The following is an 18831-nucleotide window of genomic DNA, read 5'->3' as shown; positions in this document are numbered from 1 at the left end:
AGGTGTCGTCCCTGCCTGCGACACCCGGACCAGCACCGACTGGCCCCATGCGCTCGGGACTGCTCGGGTGATCTTCCGCATCACCACCGACGAGTAATCGTGCGATCACGTAGCGTGAAGAACGGTTCTGTGACACGCAGGTGAATCAAGCGCACTTTGCCGAGTGCGCGCGCTTGCGGTGTGGTCACTCCAAGTTTCGTGAGGAAGGTTCTCTCGTGAGCCGTAGAACGATCCAAAGGTCCCGCGTGAAATCCGCCACGATGGTTTCGGCGGGCGCACTTGCCGTGATGCTCAATGTCGTCCCGAGCACGCAGGCCATCGCCGACGCGATCCACAGGTCCGGCACCGATCACAGCATGGGGCTGCCAGGCCCGAACGGCGCCACGAGTGCCGACCATGACAAGGACCGCGACAAGGACCGCGACAAGGTCCGTGGGCCACAGGGTCCCCAGGGTGAGCAGGGCGAGCAGGGCGAGCAGGGCGACCAAGGCGCGCAGGGCCCCCAGGGCGACCAAGGTGAGCAGGGTCCCCAGGGCGACCAAGGCGCGCAGGGCCCCCAGGGCAACCAAGGTGAGCAGGGTCCCCAGGGCGACCAAGGTTCACAGGGTGCTCAAGGTCCCCAGGGTGCACAGGGCGCCCAGGGCGCCCAGGGCGATGACGGTCTCTCGGGATTCCAGCGCGTTGGGGTGCAGGCCGTCATTGGGCCCCTCGGCGATCAAGTCGTGACCGCGACGTGCCCTCCAGGCAAGATGGCCACCGGCGGCGGTTGGGATAAGCCTGGCCCGGGAAGCGGCGAGGTTCACATTGACCGGCCTACGGCTGATGGCACTGGATGGGAAGTCCGGTTCACGAACGACGACCCTGAGGCCGGCATTCTTGTCCGGGTCTACGCATCGTGCTACGACGCCACGTGACTCGGCTCCCGGCTCACGGACCTCAACCACCACCCGGCGCGATCAAACGCCTACATGATCTGCCGCGACATGCAACAACCCCCCATGTAATGAGGTGGAGCGGTCCGTCGATACGCCACCCCCGCCGCCAAGCCGAGCGCTGGTCCTCCCGGGCCGTCACCGACTACTGGAACCACCGACCCTACGGCTGCCCCGACGCCCGCGCCGAAAGGCGCGGGCTTCGGCCTGTGCTTGGGCATAGTTGTGCCATTCCGTTTCGATGGGCCGCCCTTCCCTGCCGGGAGTCCATTTGGTGGGCTTGAACCTCCGCCGGCGTTGCGCTGATGCGGCAAGCGAGCACAACCGGCGTCGTCGTCCGGGAGAGCTCACCGCCGTCTCGTGCGAGCGCGCGGTCTTGAACCGGGGGCGCTGAGCCCGCGAGGATCGCCGTATGGGGATCAAAGGCGTGCTCTTCGACTTCTCGGGAACGCTCTTCCGGATCGAACCCGTCGCGTCCTGGCTGCGTGCCGCCCTGGAGGAGACGGGCGTCTCGGTCGGCCAGGAGGAGTTCGAGCGGTACGCGCGCGAGCTGGACGCGGCCGGGGCGCTGCCCGGCGGCTCGACCCCGCAGCGGATTCCCGGGGCGCTCGCCGAGCTGTGGTCCACCCGTGACGAGGACGCCGAGCGGCATCGTGATGCCTATGTCGGCCTCGCACGCCGGGTCGAGCTGCCGGATCCGCGGCTGTACGACGCGCTCTACGAGCGGCACAAGACACCGCTCGCGTGGCACCCGTACCCGGACGCGGCCGAGGTGCTCGGCGAGCTGCGGCGCCGCGGGGCGGGCGTCGCGGTGGTCAGCAACATCGGCTGGGATCCGCGGCCGGTCTTCCGGGCGCACGGGCTGGACCCGTTCGTGGAGGCGTACGTCCTGTCGTACCGGCACGGTGTCCAGAAACCGGACACACGACTGTTCCGGGCGGCGTGCGAGGCGCTGGGGCACGATCCGCAGGACGTGCTGATGGTGGGCGACGACCGGCACGCCGACGGTGGCGCGGCGCGGCTGGGCTGTTCCGTGCACTTCGTGGACCATCTGCCGGTCGACGAGCGGCCCGGGGGGCTGCGTCCGGTACTCGGAATGGTCGACCTGTGAATCCGGACCGTCCTATGAATCCGGACCATGGGGACGGACAATGGAGACCAGGGCGAGGAAACACGGACATCCGAAGCCGGACGAACGCACGACAGAGACGGCCGGGCCGGGCGATCCCCCGCGTCGCCCGGTCCGCCCGCACAACGCCGCTGACCAGGCATGCGAGTGCCTCTCAACGGTTCGCGCTGAGTATATTGGCCGAGAGCCAGTCAACGCAGGAGTCAAGCATGTCCCCGCGGAGCGCATCGGTCAATGAAGAGCTCCGTCGGCGTTCCCGGGAGCGCCTGCTGCAGGCGACCGTGGACCTCGTCGGGGAGCGCGGTTACGAGGCGACGACCCTGGCGGACATCGCCGACCGGGCGGGCTCGGCACGCGGCCTGGTCTCGTACTACTTCCCCGGCAAGCGGCAGCTCTTCCAGTCGGCCGTGCACCGGCTGATGCATCTGACGCTGAAGGAGGCACTGGACCGCGAGCCGCGCACGGACGACGGCCGCGAGCTGCTGGCCCGGGCGATCGACGCGATTCTCGGGCTCGCGGTGGACCGACCGGTGCTCATGCGCGCCCATATGGCGGGAATTCTGCAGGCCGAGGGGTTCGTGCAGTGCCCGGAGCAGCAGCGCCTGGCGTCCCTGCTGCGCGACACGGTGGAGCGGTACGGCTCGTCGGACGTGGACGCCGACTATCCGCTGCTGCGCGCACTGCTGATGGGCGCCGTCTTCGCGGTGGCGGTGCCGGGGGCGCCGATGCCACGGACCCGGCTGCGCGCGGAGCTGTTCCAGCGGTACGGGCTGGACTGGACGCTGGGCTTCCCGCCCGGCGAGGGGCCGCCGGGCGGGAAGGGTCACAACGGCTCGGACCAGCACCTCAGCGGAGCTGATCAGTCGTCGATTCCGTCGGACCGGTCGGACTGGTCGGACCAGTTGAAGTAGTCCGGCTGCGTCTGCACGTTCAGCTCGTGCATCCGGACCCGCTTCGCCGGGTCGGTACGGCGGTCGTCGAGCTTCAGGACGTCGAGACCCTTGGCGATGTCGTTCGAGAAGATGCAGCCGTTGTGCGCCGGTCGCCCCTGCCGACGATGTCGTAGATGCCGTCGGCTCCGCGGTTGGGTCCGATCACCGCGTTGCAGGTGGCGCCGCTGCCGCCGCCCAGCTCGTCGGTGAAGACGACCTTGTCGGCGTTCCGGCTGAACGTCGCCGAGTGCCAGAACGCGAAGTTGACGTTGTCCTGGACCTGGTCGATGACCTTCGGGTGCTCGGGGTCCTTGATGTCGAAGAGGATTCCGTCACCCATGCAGGCACCCGCGGCGAGGTCCTTGGAGGGCAGCACCGTGATGTCGTGGCCGCCGTACTCGCCCTCGGCGCCTGCGAGTCGGGGTCCGACGGCCCCGCGCGGGGCAAGAGTGCCGGCGGTCCTTCCGTCGTGGCCCCCGGCGGGCCGGGCGAGCCCGCGAAGACGCTGTCACCCGAAGAGGCCGCGAAGGCGGCGCCGGACGACAGCCCCAACTCGGCGGATGTCGAGTACGTCCGGATGATGATCGCCCATCACGGCCAGGCCCTGGAGATGACCGGCCTGGCGCCGGACCGGGCCGGCAGCGACCCGGTGAAGCGGCTCGCGGAACGGATCGCCGCCGCACAGCAGCCGGAGATCGGTGCCATGCAGGGGTGGCTGAAGGCGAACCCTGCCGCCACGACGAGGGCGCCTCACGGCACGCACGAGCACGCGTCGATGCCCGGGATGGCGACCACGGAGCAGCTGGCACAGCTGCGGGCGGCGAAGGGCAAGGCCTTCGACGAGCTGTTCCTGAAGCTGATGATCACCCACCACCAAGGGGCGGTGACGATGGCGGCGAATGCGCTCTCCGAGGGGAACAACGTTGCGGTGGAGGAGATGGCGAACGACGTGATCGCACAGCAGACGGCCGAGATCAGCCGTATGCGCGCGATGTGAGGCTCCCCGGGCGCCGCGCCGAGTGCAATGCTGGAGGCACCCTGCGGGAAGGAGCGCAACCGTGCTTCGAGTCGCCGTCGTCGGTTCTGGCCCGAGCGGGGTGTACACCGCCCAGGCCCTTGTCCAGCAGTCCCTGGTACCCGATGTCCATGTGGACGTGCTGGACCGGCTCCCGTGCCCCTACGGGCTCGTGCGGTACGGAGTCGCACCTGACCACGAGAAGATCAAGTCCCTGCAGAACAACCTCCGGTCGGTCCTGGAGGACGAGCGGATCGGCTTCATCGGCAATGTCGAGGTGGGCTCCCGGGGGCTGGCGCCCGCGCGGCTGCTGGAGCTGTACCACGCGGTCGTGTACTGCGTCGGGGCCGCGAAGGACCGCCGGCTCGGCGTGCCGGGCGAAGACCTCCCCGGGAGCTACTCGGCCACCGAGTTCGTGTCCTGGTACAGCGCGCACCCGGACGCGGCCGGAAGCGGCTTCGCCCTGGGCGCGCGGTCCGCGGTGGTCATCGGGGTCGGCAATGTGGCCGTCGACGTCACACGGATCCTCGCGCGCGGCGCGGCGGAGCTGCGTCCGACCGATGTGCCGCACGACGCGCTCGGCGCGCTGGCCGGCAGCCGGGTGCGCGAGGTGCACATGGTCGGGCGGCGCGGGCCCTCCCAGGCGAAGTTCACCACGAAGGAGCTGCGCGAACTGGGCGGACTGCCGGACGCCGGGGTGGAGGTGGAGCCGTCCGACCTCGCGCCGGACCCCGGATTCGCCGACCCGTCGGGCCTGCCCGCGGTGAACCGGCGCAACGTCGAAGTCGTACGGGGCTGGGCGGCTGCCGGTCGGGACGCGGCGCGCGAGCGGACACGCCGGATCAGGCTGCGGTTCTTCCTGCGTCCGGTGGAGCTGCTGGAGGCCGACGGGCGGGTGGCCGGGGTGCGCTTCGAGCACACCGTGCCGGACGGCGCGGGCGGCGTGCGCGGCACGGGGACGTACGAGGAGATCGACGCACAGCTGGTGCTGCGGGCCGTCGGCTATCGCGGAGTGCCCCTCGACGGGCTGCCGTTCGACGCGAACCGCGGGACGGTGCCGCACGCGGCGGGGCGGATACTGCGGGACGGGGCCCCGTCGCCCGGTGAGTACGTGGCCGGCTGGATCAAGCGCGGACCCACCGGGGTGATCGGTACGAACAGGCCCTGCGCCAAGGAGACGGTGAACTCGCTGCTCGCGGACGCCGCCGAGCTGTCGGCGCGCCCGCTCATGGGCGAACCCCTCGCCGCGCTGCGGGAGTCGGGCCACCATCCGGTCGAGTGGCCGGGCTGGCTGGCGATCGAGGCGGCCGAGACGGAGCTGGGCCGCTCGCTGGGGCGCCGCTCGGTGAAGATCCCCGACTGGCCGGGGCTGTTGCACGCGGCTCTCGGCGCCGACGCGCCGCAGCTGCCTGCGGCGTAGGACCTGTCGGGCAGTTCTCGAGGGCCAGGGCCGCGGCGAGGGGCACCTGGGGGCGGGAAGACAGGCCTCGGGGCTCGTCGGACGCATCGCGAGGCGGAGGAAGGACGCGCTGCGGTGGTGCCCGTCCCGAAGGGCTGCTGCGGTGAGGCCCGTCCCGAAGGGCTACGGGAGAGTCGGTGAGCGACGGCAACGCGGCAGGATGCGGTGCCGGGGCACGCGACCGGCAGGACCGGGAAGACGGGCCCCGGGCCCGGCCGGGCGTCAGCCGGTGCCGAGGCGGGCCGCCTCGTGGTCGGCAGCGGCGAGGACGCTGTCGAGGAGACCGGGGAACAGGGCGTCCAGGTCGTCGCGGCGCAGACCGTTCATCTTTGCCGTGCCCTGGTAGTTCTGCCGGATCACACCGCTCTCGCGCAGCACCCGGAAGTGGTGCGTGGTCGTCGATTTCGTGACGGGCAGATCGAAGTACGAACAGGACAGTTCGCTCGACGCGGTGGCGAGCTCGCGCACCACCCGCAGCCTCACCGGGTCCGAGAGCGCGTGCAGCACACCCTCCAGACGGATCTCGTCCGGCGTGGGGTGAGCGAGCGCGCGGGGGCTGGTCGCGGTGGTCACGGAGGCTCCACTTCATCCGGGGCCTCCATTGTACGAGAGGCTTCGTAGTTCCCAGTCGCCGTTCGGCTCAGCCGCCGGTCGATTCACATGCGTACGACGGCGTCGCGGTGCCCGGTCGGCCGGGCACCGCGACGCCGTCGTACGGGAGGCCTGCGCCCCGCCGTCGGCCGACTACTCGACGATCAGCTCGACCGGGATGTTGCCACGGGTCGCCTTGGAGTAGGGGCAGACCTGGTGGGCCTGCTTGACCAGCAGCTCACCGGTCTCGCCCTCGAGCGCCGCGGGCAGCTCGACGCGGAGCGTCACCGCGAGGCCGAAGCCACCGTCCTCGTCCTTGCCGATGCCGACCTCGGCGGTCACCGAGATCTCACCGGTGTCGACCTTCGCCTGGCGCCCGACCAGACCGAGCGCGCTCGAGAAGCACGCGGCGTATCCGGCCGCGAACAGCTGCTCCGGGTTGGTGCCGTCGCCGCTGCCGCCCAGGGCGGCAGGGGCTGCCAGCGGAAGGTCCAGGCGGCCGTCGGAGCTGACGGCACGACCCTCTCGGCCGTTCGCGGTGGCTACAGCGGTGTACAGCGCGTTCATCAGAACCATCCCTGTGTCGTTGGGTCGGACAGGAGCAACTACAGCACACAATTCAGTTGTGCACAACTCGATTGCCCAATGGATAGGTACCCTGGACCCATGAAGACCACACCGGACGCCCCGACGAGCGAGGAATTCCTCCGCCTCGACCACCAGATCTGCTTCTCGCTGCACGCGGCCTCACGGGCCTTCAACGGGCTCTACCGGACGGTCCTCAAGGATCTGGGGCTCACCTATCCCCAGTACCTGGTGATGCTGGTGCTCTGGGAGCACGGCGCCCTGCCCGTCAAGACGATCGGCACGCAGCTCCGCCTCGACTCCGGAACCCTCTCGCCCCTGCTCAAGCGACTGGAGGCACTCGGCTGCGTGGAGCGCCGGCGCAGCGCCGAGGACGAGCGCTCCGTCACCGTGCACCCGACGGACAAGGGCATCGCCCTCCGGGAGCAGGCCGCGCTCGTCCCGCGCAGGATCGCCGCAGCCACCGGGCTCACACTGGAGGAGATCGGCGACCTGCAGACCCGACTGACCTCGCTCACGGCCAAGCTGGACGGCGCCGACCTGGACCACGACCCGATGAGGAGCTGCGCCGACACGGACTGACGCCCCCTGGGATCGACACGCACACTCGCGGCTTCGTACGACAGGCATCGTAGTTTGACAGATGTCGTACTACGACGGGTATCGTACGAGTACCTACTTCGGCCCCGCCGTGAATGGAGACCGCCGTGAGCGCACTGTTCGAGCCGTACACCCTCCGGTCACTGACCGTCCCCAACCGCGTTTGGATGGCGCCGATGTGCCAGTACAGCGCGGAGGTGTTCGGACCGGACGCCGGTGTCCCGAACGACTGGCACTTCGCCCACTACGCCGCCCGCGCGGCCGGCGGCACCGGCCTGATCCTCGTCGAGGCCAGCGCGGTCTCCCCCGAGGGCCGCATCAGCACCCACGACCTGGGCATCTGGAACGACACCCAGGTCGCGGCCTTCCGCCGGATCACCCGTTTCCTCAAGGGCCAGGGCACCGTCCCGGGCATCCAGATCGCCCACGCCGGCCGCAAGGCCTCCACCGATCGGCCGTGGAAGGGCGGCGCGCCGGTGGGCCCCGACGCCCACGGCTGGCAGACGCTCGCACCGAGCCCGGTCGCCTTCGACGAAGGGCACCCGGTGCCCGACGAGCTGACCACCACTCAGATCGGCGAGATCGTGGGACAGTTCGCGGACGCCGCGCGGCGCGCACGGGAGGCGGGATTCGAGATCGTCGAGGTGCACGGCGCACACGGGTACCTGATCGGCGAGTTCCTCTCCCCGCACAGCAATCACCGCACCGACGAGTACGGCGGCTCGTTCGAGAACCGCACCCGCTTCGCGCTGGAAGTCGTCGACGCCGTACGGGCGGTGTGGCCCGCGGAGCTGCCGCTCTTCTTCCGCATCTCGGCGACCGACTGGCTCGAGGAGAACGGCTGGACGGCCGACGACACGGTGCGCTTCGCCGCCCTGCTCAAGGAACACGGCGTCGATCTCCTCGACGTCTCCTCCGGCGGCAACGCCGCGCGGGCGCGGATCCCCGTCGGCCCCGGCTACCAGGTGCCCTTCGCCGCCCGCGTCAAGGCCGAGACGGGTCTGCCGGTGGCGGCCGTCGGCCTGATCACCGAGCCCGAGCAAGCCGAGAAGATCCTCTCCAACGGCGAGGCCGACGCGGTACTCCTCGGCCGCGAACTGCTGCGCAACCCGTCGTGGGCACGTCAGGCCGCACGCGAGCTCGGCGGCGCGATCCGGATCCCGGACCAGTACCACCGCTCCGTCTGAGGACAGCAGGTCCACCGGCCGCCGGACCGCGAAGAGCTGCCCGGCGGCCGATGAGTTCCGGCCACCCGTCCGGTCTGCCTTGTCGGGCTGTTCTCCCGTCCCCCGACCCTGCCCACGGGCCGGTGTCGGTGGTCGGGTGCAGACTGGCCCGTATCCGTGACAAGGCGTCCTGGAGGTGTCGGCGATGACCGATGTTCTGCTGGCTGTAGGCACACGTAAAGGGCTCTTCATCGGTCGCAGGCGCGGCGGCCGGTGGGACTTCGACGGCCCGAGCTTCAACGCGCAGGCGGTGTATTCGATCGGGATCGACAAACGCCGCGACACGCCACGGCTGCTCGTCGGCGGCGACAGCTCCCACTGGGGTCCGTCCGTGTTCCACTCCGACGACCTGGGGGCGACCTGGACCGAGCCGGCGAAGCCCGCGGTCAAGTTCCCGAAGGACACCGGGGCGTCCCTGGAGCGGGTCTGGCAGCTGCACCCTGCGGGTCCCGCCGCCCCGGACGTGGTGTACGCGGGGACGGAGCCGGCCGCGCTGTTCCGCTCCGAGGACGCCGGGGAGACCTTCGAGCTGGTGCGGCCCCTGTGGGAGCACCCCACCCGGTCGCAGTGGGTGCCCGGCGGCGGCGGTGAGGCCGTGCACACCGTGGTCACCGACCGCCGGGACGCGGACGCCGTGACGGTCGCCGTGTCCACCGCCGGAGTGTTCCGCAGCCGCGACGGCGGCGCCAGCTGGAATCCCTCCAACCAGGGCGTGTCGGCGGTCTTCCTGCCCGATCCGCACCCCGAGTTCGGCCAGTGCGTCCACAAGATCGCGCAGGACGCGGGCGATCTGGACCGGCTGTACCTCCAGAACCACTGGGGGGTGTACCGGAGCGACGACGCGGGCGCCAAGTGGACCGACATCGGCGAGGGCCTGCCGTCCGACTTCGGCTTCGCCGTCGCCGCGCATCCGCACCGCGCGGATGTGGCCTACGTCTTCCCCATCAACGCCGACGCGGACCGCGTCCCGGCCGGACGCCGCTGCCGCGTCTACCGTACGAGCGATGCGGGCGCGAGCTGGGAGCCTCTCTCGGCCGGACTTCCCGAGGGCGACCACTACGGCACGGTGCTGCGCGACGCGATGTGCACCGACGACGCCGACCCGGCGGGGGTGTACTTCGGCAACAGGAACGGTGAGGTGTACGCGAGCGCGGACGACGGGGACAGCTGGCAGCAGCTCGCCTCCCATCTGCCGGATGTCCTGTGCGTCCGGGCGACGACCCTCGGCTGAGGGCCGGTTGACAGTGGATTGATCGCACCACTCTTCAGATGAGGCTGGCTGCCTGACCAGCACATATACCAACCAGAGCCACCGCCATCCGCGGTGGCTCTTCTCATTGGAGGGCCCATGGCCGACGACGAGGCGCCCTGGAAGGCGACCTCGCGGGACACCGTGGATGTCTGGGTGTCCGTCAACCAACCCGTCAGGGACGGCGCCTTCAGCGCGCCGCTGGAGCACATCGACGCTGCGTATGGCCGCGGCCTGATGGCCGGGCGTAGCCAGGCCGGACACAAGACCCGGCGCAAGCTCCAGGAGAACAGCGAATGAACATCCCCTTGCCATGCGCGCGCATGATCTGCGCGTACTCTTCCTCGGTCTGGCATGCCGCGATAGCGGCGGCCAGTTCCTTGTCCGAGCCCTGAGGCGGGGCGACGCCCTGCGTGCCCGCCTCCTGCATGCGCTGGAGCGCATCCTGACCTTCAGCCGGAACGGTGGAGGCCGGAGGCCCTGTTGGGGTCGGCTCGCCCTACTCCTGCCCGTCGGCAGGGAGCTTGTCCAGCGCGGCACCGTAGGTGCTCAGCCATTCGTCCAGCTTCTCGGGCGCGCCCTTGCACAGCTCCGCTGCATTGGGGGCGTAGCCCTTGGCCTTGAACACGTCCGCTACCTGGTTCTTGACCTGGTCCGCCTTCAGGCACTCGTTCTCCGCCTTCAGCTCCTGTACCTGTCCCGAGAGCTTCGCCAGTCCTTCGCGGACCACTTGGGCTCCTGCTGCTGGCTCTCCATCTCGCCCAGGTCCGACTGATCGTCGGTGGGGTCGTAACCAAAGCTGTACTCGCTCACTGTCACTCCCGTTCGCTTCGCGGCCAGCTACTCCTCGGGGAGAGGATTCGCGCTCCGCTACCGGCCTTGGCCTAGTGGGACGGGGCCGGTCGGTCCGTCGGGCGGGAATGTACGCCTGCTAGCAGAAAAGCGCTATCACTGCTAGCGCTGGGCAGCAGAATGCCCCCGACCGGAGCCGGGGGCGAGTTAGCGGAACCTGGCCCCTGCGGGTCCTTTGCTCCGTGTACACATCAGTGCGCATGCGGACACCGTCAGGTTACGTCTGCCTGTACCCCGCTGCGAGCCCCTGCGCAGAACTGCCGCGGCCTCCGGCGAACACGGCCTGCTCCTGACTCTTGAGCCGCTTGCCCTGGGACGAGAACGGCGTCCGTTGCGGGTACGACGCTGTGAAGCTCGGTTACTGCTCTGTGCACTGGGGCCGGTAGTGGCCAGCCTCCTTGCCGACCCGGCCCAGGCTCCGGGGCTCAAGCCCCGGGGCCGGCGCAGGAACACGCTCTCCTCCAAGGAGAAGAAGCCAGCGCCTGGCTGCGCGAACACTTCGCCGGCCAGGGTGACGCCGAGGTCCGGATCAGCTGGGACGTCAACGAGACGCCCGATCAGGACGCATATGCCCAGCTGCTCAACATCCCCTTTGCGCCACGGGCTGACAGACCGGCAGCTTAGGATGCCCGCTGTACGGGTGACCCCGGCAGCGCGGGCACGCTCCGGGGTCCGGCCAGTCGCGAAGGGACTAGGCATGACCAACACTCTCACGGCCGCCATCGGCGCCGCGAGAAGGGCCACACGACCCGCCATCCTGCGAGCAGTGGACTACCTGCGGGTGTCCACCGAAGAGCAGGCCAAGGGCTACGGCATCGCCTACACAGGCAAGAAGACCGCGAAGTACATCGCGGCCAAGGGCTGGCAGCACGTCGACACCTACGCCGACGAAGGTGTGAGCGGCAGCCTGGAAGCCCACCAGCGCGACAGCCTCAAGCGCCTCATGGAGGCCGCACACCAGACACCTCGCCCCTTCGACATGGTCGTGGTCAACGAAGGCCGCGCCATCGGCCGCACGAGCAAAGCGTTCTGGCGCTGGGTGTGGGACTTGGAAGAGATCGGCGTTTACGTAGCCGTGGTCAAGAACGACTACGACAACTCCACGTCCGCCGGCCGCAGCCACATGCGCAAGGACGCGGATTACGCCGAAGAAGAGCGTGAGTTGATCCGCGAGCGTACGCAGGGCGGCATCCAGCAGAAGGCCGAGGACGGTGGCCACTTCGGCGGTATCGCGCCGTACGGATGGCGCATCGAGGACAAGGGCCAGCGGGGCCTGAGCCGCCTCGTCATCGACGAGACAGCCGCCGCCACGCTGCGCGTGGCGTGGTCACTCATCGTGCAGGAGGGGCTGAACGCCCGGGAGGCGGCAAGCCAGCTCAACACGCTCGGACACCCAGCCCCCCGCGGGGGCATGTGGTCCGCCAACAGCCTGCGCCACATCCTGAAGGGCTCACCCATCCAGGACGGCGTGCGGGTGTACCGCAACCCGAAGAGCACGACTGCAACCCGCGGCACGAAGCTGGATGACGAAGGCAGGCCCGTCTACGGGGAGACGGTCACCGTCGAACTGGACCGCATCTTCAGTGAGGGTGAGATCGTCCGTCTCAACGCGGGCATGGCCCGCACCGGACGGAAGTCGTTCTCCAAGAGCGGCGTTCACCCGCTGAGCAAGCGGATCTTCAACGGGTGCGGCAAGCACTACACCGGTGTCAGCCGGACCGCCACCACGGGCCGGGCGTACCGGTGCTCGGGGAAGATCGAACTGTACCCCGGGCAGCCCAAGTGCGACTGCTCGCAGGTCAACGCCGATGCGATCGAGGGGCGAGTCTGGACCGAGGTCTGCAAGCTCCTGGAGAACCCCGAACGCCTCCAGGCCATGGCCGGTGATTGGGTCGGCATGGCTGAGCAAAGCGGTGTGAACCACCAAGAGCGTGTGGCCGACCTGGAGCAGCAGATTGCCGGGCAGGATGCTGCCATTACGGCGGCTGTCATCACCGCAGCCAGGGAACCCGATGCCGCCGCGGCTATCGGCGCAGCAGTCAAGACCCTCAAGGACGAGCGCGCCAAGCTCGCAGACCTCCTTGAGGAGGCCAAGGCGTGGCGCCAGGACTCCCTAGCCGCCGGCCAGCGGGCTCGGGACCTTCAGGCCTTGGCCGAAATGGCCAGGGAGCGGCTGCACGACATGGACCCATGGCAGCAGGCGGAGGTGCTGGCCCTGCTGGACGTGCGGGTGACCCTTCTCGGCGAGATCCCGACCAAGGTGCGGGACGATGATCGGGTGGCCAAGTGGTTCCGCGCTCACGGGCGCCTCGTTCCTGAGATGAGCGACGCCGCATGGGGGCTTGTGGAACCCGTCTTCATGCACCGCTCCGGGCGGCCGAGTACGAAGCACAGGCGCCTCCTGGAGGCGATGCTGCACAAGGCCCGCACGGGCTGCACATGGCGGGATCTGCCGGAGGAGTACGGCCCCTTCGGGACGGTCGCCAGCGCCTTCCTGCGCTGGCACAGGACCGGCCTGTGGGACCAGGCCATGGAGGCTCTTGCCGGGTGCCCTGGCACCGAACTGCCGTCCCCCGTCCTCCTTCCATCGATCCAGGTGGAAGGGCGCCTTGACCCGCGCTTGCTGGTTCGCACACACACAGCACCTAAGGAAGACGCCTCGTGGCAGCACGACCCTTGAAAGAGATCGTAGAGCCGGGCTGGGCGGATGCCCTCGCGCCGGTGGCCGAACGCATCACCGCGATGGGCGACTTCCTCCGCGCGGAGATCGCCGCGGGGCGCACCTATCTGCCGGCGGGAGCGCATGTACTGCGCGCCTTCCAGCAACCGTTCGACGAGGTGCGCGTCCTGATCGTCGGCCAGGATCCGTATCCGACCCCCGGGCACGCCGTGGGGCTGAGCTTCTCGGTGGCGCCCGAGGTGCGGCCGTTGCCGGGCAGCCTGGAGAACATCTTCCGGGAGATGCACACGGACCTGGGGATGCCCAGACCCTCCAACGGTGACCTGACACCGTGGACCCGGCAGGGGGTGCTTCTGCTCAACAGGGCGCTGACGACGGCTCCCCGTAAGCCTGCCGCGCACCGTGGAAAGGGCTGGGAGGAAGTGACCGAGCAGGCCATCCGGGCCCTGGTCGCCCGCGGCAAGCCGATGGTGTCGGTGCTGTGGGGGCGTGACGCGCGCAATCTGCGGCCGCTGCTCGGCGAGCTGCCCGCGATCGAGTCCGCCCATCCCTCGCCCATGTCGGCGGACCGTGGCTTCTTCGGCTCGCGCCCGTTCAGCAGGGCGAACGACCTGCTGGCCCGCCAGGGGGCGCAGCCGGTCGACTGGCGGCTCCCGTGACCGTCGGCGGGGCGCCGGGCGGGTGGGTGCTCGGCGTCGACTCCGGCGGCTCCGGCCTGCGGGCGGCCCTGGCGCCGGCCGGAGCGCCGGCCGTCGCCACGGCGACCGCCTCGCGGGAGCCCGTGCGCACCGGACCCGGCGGCATCGACGCCGCGCATCTGCTGGAGCAGCTGCTGCCGATGGCGCGAAGGCTGCTCGAGCGGGCCGGCGTGACCGGCACCCCTCCGTCGGCCGTCGCCGCCCCGGCGCCGCCTCTCGACGGCGGTTCTCCCCCTGCCTCGGGCGCCCGCGGCACGGGCGGGGAACCGGGTCCGTCCGGGCTCGTCGCCGTCGCGGTCGGGGCCGCCGGCATGGTGACGCTCGGGGACGAGCTGCGTGCCGTGCTGCCCGGCGCGCTGGAGGCGGCCCTCGGGGTGCGCAGCGTGGCGCTCGCCGCCGATGCCGTGACCGCGTACGCGGGCGCGCTCGGCCAGCGCCCCGGGGTGGTCGTCGCGGCCGGCACGGGCATGATCGCGCTGGGTACGGATCTGACGAGCTGGCGGCGTGCGGACGGCTGGGGTCATCTGCTCGGCGACTGCGGCGGCGGGGCCTGGATCGGCCGCGCGGGCCTGGAAGCGGCGATGCGCGCCCATGACGGGCGCACGGGCGGTTCGGCCGCGCTGCTGGCCCGGCTCGAAGCGGTGTTCGGCCCGGCGGAGGAGCTGCCGGGACTGCTCTACCCCCGCTCCGACCGGCCGGCGCTGCTGGCCTCCTTCGCCCCGGAGGTCTCCCGCTGCGCGGCGGACGATCCGGTCGCCGGAAGCATCCTCGCCGAAGCCGCGGACCACATCGCGGCGGCGGCCGCGGCCGTCTGCCCGCCACCGTCGGCCGGAGAATGCGAAGTCGCCCTGACCGGTGGCCTGTTCGCGATCGGCGACCCCCTCGTCGTACCACTGCGGGACGCCCTCGCGCGGCAACTTCCGCATGCCCGGCCGGTGTCCCCGGCCGGTGATCCGCTCGCCGGATCGCTGACACTCGCCGCCGCCCTCGCGACCGGCTCGCTGACGCTCCCGACGGATCCGCGCATGCTCCGTCTGACGGCTCCACCCTCGGATCAGACCGGGACAGGCAGCAGTTAACGAACTCATCGGATAAATGCGGACAGACAGCGCTCGACCGCCCCCTCCCCGAACAGCGACGACGACAAAACCAGTAGCATGCGGCGCCATGAGCTCCCCCACTGGGCCCGCATCCGGCCTGCCTGTACGAATGCCGCGACCCCGCCAGCCCGGGCGGCACCGCCGCCCGGAGCCCGTGGCGGCCCCCGAGGGCGCGCCCGCGCTCGTTCTCGCTGTGCCCGGCACCCCGACGTCTGCGATACGCGGCCTTGCCGAGGAAGTCGTCAGCATCGCCCGTTCCGAGCTGCCCGGCCTCGAGGCCGCGATCGGCTACGTCGACGGTGACGACGCCGAGTACCCCACGCTGGGGAGCGTGCTCGCACAGGCTGCCGCGCTGCGCACCGAACGGTACGAGCTGGCCAAGTCCGCGGGCCGTGAGGTCGCGGAGCCCGTGGGCCCCGCCTCCGTCGTGGTTCCGCTGCTGGCCGGCCCGGACGCCGCCCTGACCCGGCGGATCCGTCAGGCCGTCATGGACAGCCGCACGACCGCTGAGCTGACCGATGTCCTCGGCCCGCACCCGCTGCTCGCCGAGGCCCTGCACGTACGGCTGTCGGAGGCCGGTCTGGCGCGCGCCGACCGCGCCCGGCTGTTCACCGTCGCCACGGCCGCCGACGGCATCGTGCTGGCCACGGTCGGTGGCGACGAGGCCGTCCAAGCCGCGGGGATCACCGGGATGCTGCTGGCCGCGCGGCTCGCCGTGCCGGTGATGGCCGCCGCGCTGGACCAGGAGGGCGCGATCGCCGCGACCGCCGAGGAACTGCGCGCTTCCGGATCCGGACAGCTCGCGCTGGCTCCGTACCTGGTCGGCCCCGAACTGCCGGAGGGCCTGCTGGAGGCCGCCGCAGCGGAGGCGCGCTGCGCCGCGGCCGAGCCGCTGGGCGCGTACCCGGCGATCGGGAAGCTGGTGCTCGCCAAGTACACGACCGCGCTCGGCATCACGCCGCAGCCGCAGGGCGCTCAGTCCCACTGACCGGCTCCGCGGTCGCGTCCGCACAGACGGAAAGGGCCTGCGCCGAGAGGCGCGGGCCCTTTCGTGCGTGCTGAGCTCGTGCGCGCGCTGAACTCGTACGTTCTGAGCTTGTTCATGCTGAACTCATACGTTCTGAGCTCGTGCGTTCCGAGTTCGTGGGCGCCGCGCGCGACGAGGCGTGCGCGATCAGGCGAAGACGACGCAGGATGCCGCCGGGGCCTCGATCGAGCCCGCCCTGCGCGGCACCCCGGTCTTCTCGTCGATGTCGAACCAGGTGACGTCCCCGGAGCGCTCGTTGGCAGCGTACAGACGCGTTCCCGTGGGGTCGAGGGCGAGGTCGCGTGGCCAGTGGCCGCCGCAGGGCACGGTGGTGACCAGCCCGGCGCTCGCACCGCTCGCCTCCAGCGCGAGCACCGCGAGGGAGTCATGACCTCGGTTGGCGACCCACAGGAACCGGCCGTCGTGGGCCACGGCCACCGCCGAGGCGAAGCTCGGATCCTCGAACCCGCCGGGCAGCACCGCGGTCTCGCCGAGCGGCTCGAGCGTGCCCGTGTCCGGGTACCAGCGGCAGACGGTCAGCGTCGGCTCCAGTTCGCCCAGGACATACGCATGGCCTCCGGCGGGGTGGAAGGCGAGCTGGCGCGGTCCTGTGCCGGGCCGCAGCGCGGTCTCACCACGCAGGGTCAGCTCCCTTGCGCCGGCATCGAGTTCACAGACGCGCACCGAGTCGGTGCCGAGGTCGACGCTGAGGATCCAGCGCCCGGTGGGATCGGGGAGCACCTGGTGGGCGTGGGGGCCGCGCTGCCGCTCCGGGTGCGGGCCCCGGCCCTCGTGCCGCAGGACACCGGTGGCGGCCCCCGGCTCCCCGCCGGGGCCGACGGGGAGCGTGCTGACGCTGCCCGAGGTGTAGTTGGCGGTGAGCAGATGGCCTGCGGCGAGGGCGAGATGGGTGGGTCCCGACCCGCACACCGGCACGGGCGCGCCGATGAGCCGGGGCGACCCCTCACCCGCGATGTCGAACGCCGCGACGGCCCCCTCCGCGGTCTCGGAGACCGCGTAGAGGACCGGACCGCTCTCCGCGACGCCGAGCGCGAGATACGACGGATCGGCGACGGCGTCCGTCACGGCGATCTCCGTCAGGGCCCCGGTGTCACCGTCCACGGCGGCCGTGATGATCCCGCGCCCGCCCGCCGACGTGAACGACCCGATGAATGCCCGTCCGGCGCTCGTACCGCTCACTGCGCTCCTCCTCTGCCGTCGACCTGTTCGCTGCCCGGCCGACGGTAGCAGGCGCGGTCTAGACCAACCCCGTGTCCTCACCACGGGCCCGCGCCAGCGCCTCCGGATGGTGCACGAAGGCCGGCTTCGACTCCGCGGTGTCGTACGTACGGTGGAAGACCGGTGTGGCGGAGCCGGAGATCGGCGGCACGATCCAGGACCAGTCGGCGCCCACCCGGCGTCCCTTGCTCTCCTCCTGGTCGAGATGGGCGAGGAAGCGGCGCGACTCGGTGTGGTGGTCGGTGACGGTCACTCCGGCACGGTCGAAGGAGTGCAGAACGGCCCGGTTGAGTTCGACGAGCGCCCGGTCCTTCCAGAGGGTGCGGTCGGTGGAGGTGTCCAGGCCGAGCCGATCGGCGACGACCGGCAGCAGGTCGTAGCGGTCGGTGTCGGCGAGATTGCGGGCGCCTATCTCGGTGCCCATGTACCAGCCGTTGAAGGGGGCCGCCGGATAGCAGATCCCGCCTATCTCCAGGCACATGTTGGCGATGGCGGGTACGGCGTGCCAGCGCAGGCCGAGCGCGGCGTGCCAGTCGTCCTCGGGGTGGCGCACGGCGACTTCGAGCACAGCGTCGTCGGGCAGCGTGAACCAGCGGGGTTTGTCGTCGCTGCCCTGGATCACCAGCGGCAACAGGTCGAAGTGCGTGCCCGGGCCCCCGGGCCAGCCCAGACGCGCGGCGTACGACGTGAGTCCGATGTTGCGCGGATCGCCGGTGCATCCGCCGCGCCCGTCGGCGTAACCCGCGTACCGCACCAGCTGTTCGTTCCAGATGCGGGGGCCGGGGCGGCCCGGGGCGTCGGGGGCGAAGACCGTGATGACGGGTCTGATCCGCCCGCCGTTGGTCGCTTCGCGCAGATGGGCGGCGGCCTCGACGGCGATGGTGTCGGCGTCGCGGATGTCGCGGCGGTCCCGGACGCGCAGCGAACGCCAGTAGAGCCTGCCGATGCAGCGGTTGCTGTTGCGCCAGGCGACGCGTGCCCCGTGGGCGAGTTCGGCGGCGGTGTGCCGGTACGTACCCGTCGCGTCGATCTCGGCGTGCACGGCGGCTATCCGGGGGCCCGGATCGCCCGCCCCGGCCCCCTCCCGGTGGTACAGCCGCAGGAACTCCTCGGCTTCCAGCCGCAGTCGGGCCGTGTCGCCCGGCGCGGAGCGGAGCGGGGGGTGACCCGGCGGTTCGTGGTGGCCCACCGGGCATTGCGCGGGCGGATCAGGCAGCTCCGCCCGGGCCTGCTGATCGCCGGCAGGCTCGGCACGTGACGGACGGTTCTTGCGTGCGGCGGTTCTTCGACGGTACTTCCGCATGGTGCGCACCCCGGGCGGTGGAGGGGACGGTGGATGCCGAGCGGACTACCCCAAACGGGGACTGATCCACCCTGTAAGTGCCAAGTGCACGTGCCTGGTTGACCGTGACACGACCCACCGTGCCACATCCGTCACACTACGGTCAGTCGCATGCAGGGTGCCTCGCCGGGTTGCTGTACGAGCGGGCGCGGGTCGCTGTACGAGCCGGCCCGGA

At 70.9% G+C, this 18831-nt stretch carries 18 protein-coding genes and 1 pseudogene; 13 read left to right on the top strand and 6 right to left on the bottom strand.

Annotated features, from left to right (window positions below; all coding sequences use genetic code 11):
- Positions 1-245: 245 nt before the first annotated feature.
- The 3 genes from ACZ6ZQ_RS24715 (at position 246) to ACZ6ZQ_RS24705 (ending at position 2972) form a co-directional block, all read left to right on the top strand.
- On the top strand, positions 246-914 hold the full coding sequence (locus ACZ6ZQ_RS24715) for a hypothetical protein (RefSeq protein ID WP_469770678.1): 669 nt from the start codon (positions 246-248) through the stop codon (positions 912-914).
- Between the two features lie 430 nt (positions 915-1344).
- Positions 1345-2043 (top strand): HAD family hydrolase, encoded by a 699-nt coding sequence (locus ACZ6ZQ_RS24710; protein WP_469770677.1) that lies wholly within the window; start codon positions 1345-1347, stop codon positions 2041-2043.
- 227 nt (positions 2044-2270) lie between these two features.
- Positions 2271-2972 (top strand): TetR/AcrR family transcriptional regulator, encoded by a 702-nt coding sequence (locus ACZ6ZQ_RS24705; protein ID WP_469770676.1) that lies wholly within the window; start codon positions 2271-2273, stop codon positions 2970-2972.
- On the opposite strand, the pseudogene ACZ6ZQ_RS24700 reads toward ACZ6ZQ_RS24705, so the two are convergent.
- Positions 2921-3417: pseudogene (locus ACZ6ZQ_RS24700) on the bottom strand (hypothetical protein); the annotation flags it as partial. The gene ACZ6ZQ_RS24705 and the pseudogene ACZ6ZQ_RS24700 sit on opposite strands and share 52 nt — an antisense overlap.
- On the opposite strand from ACZ6ZQ_RS24700, the gene ACZ6ZQ_RS24695 reads away from it, so the two are divergent.
- Positions 3379-3990 (top strand): DUF305 domain-containing protein, encoded by a 612-nt coding sequence (locus ACZ6ZQ_RS24695; protein WP_469770675.1) that lies wholly within the window; start codon positions 3379-3381, stop codon positions 3988-3990. The pseudogene ACZ6ZQ_RS24700 and the gene ACZ6ZQ_RS24695 overlap by 39 nt on opposite strands.
- Positions 3991-4051: 61 nt before the next feature.
- Positions 4052-5428 (top strand): FAD-dependent oxidoreductase, encoded by a 1377-nt coding sequence (locus tag ACZ6ZQ_RS24690; protein ID WP_469770674.1) that lies wholly within the window; start codon positions 4052-4054, stop codon positions 5426-5428.
- Between the two features lie 261 nt (positions 5429-5689).
- On the opposite strand, the gene ACZ6ZQ_RS24685 is transcribed toward ACZ6ZQ_RS24690, so the two are convergent.
- Together ACZ6ZQ_RS24685 and ACZ6ZQ_RS24680 are read right to left on the bottom strand one after the other, a co-directional pair.
- Positions 5690-6040, bottom strand: coding sequence for an ArsR/SmtB family transcription factor (locus ACZ6ZQ_RS24685; RefSeq protein WP_469770673.1), 351 nt, complete (start codon positions 6038-6040; stop codon positions 5690-5692).
- Between the two features lie 171 nt (positions 6041-6211).
- Positions 6212-6625 (bottom strand): organic hydroperoxide resistance protein, encoded by a 414-nt coding sequence (locus ACZ6ZQ_RS24680; RefSeq protein WP_453667787.1) that lies wholly within the window; start codon positions 6623-6625, stop codon positions 6212-6214.
- Between the two features lie 99 nt (positions 6626-6724).
- On the opposite strand from ACZ6ZQ_RS24680, the gene ACZ6ZQ_RS24675 reads away from it, so the two are divergent.
- From ACZ6ZQ_RS24675 to ACZ6ZQ_RS24660, 4 genes are all read left to right on the top strand, one after another.
- A complete protein-coding gene (locus ACZ6ZQ_RS24675) occupies positions 6725-7225 on the top strand; it encodes a MarR family winged helix-turn-helix transcriptional regulator (protein WP_469770672.1) in 501 nt (166 codons plus the stop codon).
- A gap of 125 nt (positions 7226-7350) precedes the next feature.
- Positions 7351-8430: an NADH:flavin oxidoreductase/NADH oxidase gene (locus tag ACZ6ZQ_RS24670; RefSeq protein ID WP_469770671.1), complete on the top strand. Its 1080-nt coding sequence runs from the start codon at positions 7351-7353 to the stop codon at positions 8428-8430.
- A gap of 184 nt (positions 8431-8614) precedes the next feature.
- On the top strand, positions 8615-9700 hold the full coding sequence (locus tag ACZ6ZQ_RS24665) for a WD40/YVTN/BNR-like repeat-containing protein (RefSeq protein ID WP_469770670.1): 1086 nt from the start codon (positions 8615-8617) through the stop codon (positions 9698-9700).
- A gap of 117 nt (positions 9701-9817) precedes the next feature.
- A complete protein-coding gene (locus tag ACZ6ZQ_RS24660) occupies positions 9818-10018 on the top strand; it encodes a hypothetical protein (RefSeq protein WP_469770669.1) in 201 nt (66 codons plus the stop codon).
- A gap of 199 nt (positions 10019-10217) precedes the next feature.
- Here the strand turns inward: ACZ6ZQ_RS24660 and ACZ6ZQ_RS24655 are convergent, their stop codons facing one another.
- A complete protein-coding gene (locus ACZ6ZQ_RS24655; RefSeq protein WP_469770668.1) occupies positions 10218-10448 on the bottom strand; it encodes a hypothetical protein in 231 nt (76 codons plus the stop codon).
- Positions 10449-11336: 888 nt separating this feature from the next.
- On the opposite strand from ACZ6ZQ_RS24655, the gene ACZ6ZQ_RS24650 reads away from it, so the two are divergent.
- The 4 genes from ACZ6ZQ_RS24650 to ACZ6ZQ_RS24635 all read left to right on the top strand — a co-directional run bounded on the left by ACZ6ZQ_RS24650 (position 11337) and on the right by ACZ6ZQ_RS24635 (position 16036).
- Positions 11337-13250 carry a recombinase family protein gene (locus ACZ6ZQ_RS24650; RefSeq protein ID WP_469770667.1) on the top strand — a complete coding sequence of 638 codons (1914 nt, stop codon included), beginning with the start codon at positions 11337-11339 and terminating at the stop codon, positions 13248-13250.
- On the top strand, positions 13232-13909 hold the full coding sequence (locus ACZ6ZQ_RS24645; RefSeq protein ID WP_469770666.1) for a uracil-DNA glycosylase: 678 nt from the start codon (positions 13232-13234) through the stop codon (positions 13907-13909). The genes ACZ6ZQ_RS24650 and ACZ6ZQ_RS24645 overlap by 19 nt, the downstream gene beginning before the upstream one ends.
- Positions 13894-15027 (top strand): N-acetylglucosamine kinase, encoded by a 1134-nt coding sequence (locus tag ACZ6ZQ_RS24640; protein WP_469770698.1) that lies wholly within the window; start codon positions 13894-13896, stop codon positions 15025-15027. The genes ACZ6ZQ_RS24645 and ACZ6ZQ_RS24640 overlap by 16 nt, the downstream gene beginning before the upstream one ends.
- An 88-nt stretch (positions 15028-15115) precedes the next feature.
- Positions 15116-16036: a sirohydrochlorin chelatase gene (locus ACZ6ZQ_RS24635; RefSeq protein ID WP_469770665.1), complete on the top strand. Its 921-nt coding sequence runs from the start codon at positions 15116-15118 to the stop codon at positions 16034-16036.
- A 186-nt stretch (positions 16037-16222) separates the two neighbouring features.
- On the opposite strand, the gene ACZ6ZQ_RS24630 is transcribed toward ACZ6ZQ_RS24635, so the two are convergent.
- Both ACZ6ZQ_RS24630 and ACZ6ZQ_RS24625 read right to left on the bottom strand, forming a co-directional pair.
- Complete coding sequence (locus ACZ6ZQ_RS24630; RefSeq protein WP_469770664.1) at positions 16223-17275, bottom strand: lactonase family protein; 1053 nt, start codon at positions 17273-17275, stop codon at positions 16223-16225.
- Positions 17276-17333: 58 nt separating this feature from the next.
- On the bottom strand, positions 17334-18617 hold the full coding sequence (locus tag ACZ6ZQ_RS24625) for a nitric oxide synthase oxygenase (RefSeq protein ID WP_469770663.1): 1284 nt from the start codon (positions 18615-18617) through the stop codon (positions 17334-17336).
- Between the last annotated feature and the right edge of the window lie 214 nt (positions 18618-18831).

It is taken from the genome of Streptomyces sp. NPDC053673, from assembly GCF_055585225.1.
The sequence above is the reverse complement of the archived record's forward strand: the minus strand, read 5'-3'. Positions and strand labels throughout refer to the sequence as shown.

Coding starts and splice junctions, on each gene's coding strand:
- ACZ6ZQ_RS24625 (WP_469770663.1), bottom strand. CDS start 18,617: ATGCGGAAGTACCGTCGAAGAACCGCCGCACGCAAGAACCGTCCGTCA.
- ACZ6ZQ_RS24675 (WP_469770672.1), top strand. CDS start 6,725: ATGAAGACCACACCGGACGCCCCGACGAGCGAGGAATTCCTCCGCCTC.
- ACZ6ZQ_RS24710 (WP_469770677.1), top strand. CDS start 1,345: ATGGGGATCAAAGGCGTGCTCTTCGACTTCTCGGGAACGCTCTTCCGG.
- ACZ6ZQ_RS24680 (WP_453667787.1), bottom strand. CDS start 6,625: ATGAACGCGCTGTACACCGCTGTAGCCACCGCGAACGGCCGAGAGGGT.
- ACZ6ZQ_RS24665 (WP_469770670.1), top strand. CDS start 8,615: ATGACCGATGTTCTGCTGGCTGTAGGCACACGTAAAGGGCTCTTCATC.
- ACZ6ZQ_RS24635 (WP_469770665.1), top strand. CDS start 15,116: ATGAGCTCCCCCACTGGGCCCGCATCCGGCCTGCCTGTACGAATGCCG.
- ACZ6ZQ_RS24660 (WP_469770669.1), top strand. CDS start 9,818: ATGGCCGACGACGAGGCGCCCTGGAAGGCGACCTCGCGGGACACCGTG.
- ACZ6ZQ_RS24705 (WP_469770676.1), top strand. CDS start 2,271: ATGTCCCCGCGGAGCGCATCGGTCAATGAAGAGCTCCGTCGGCGTTCC.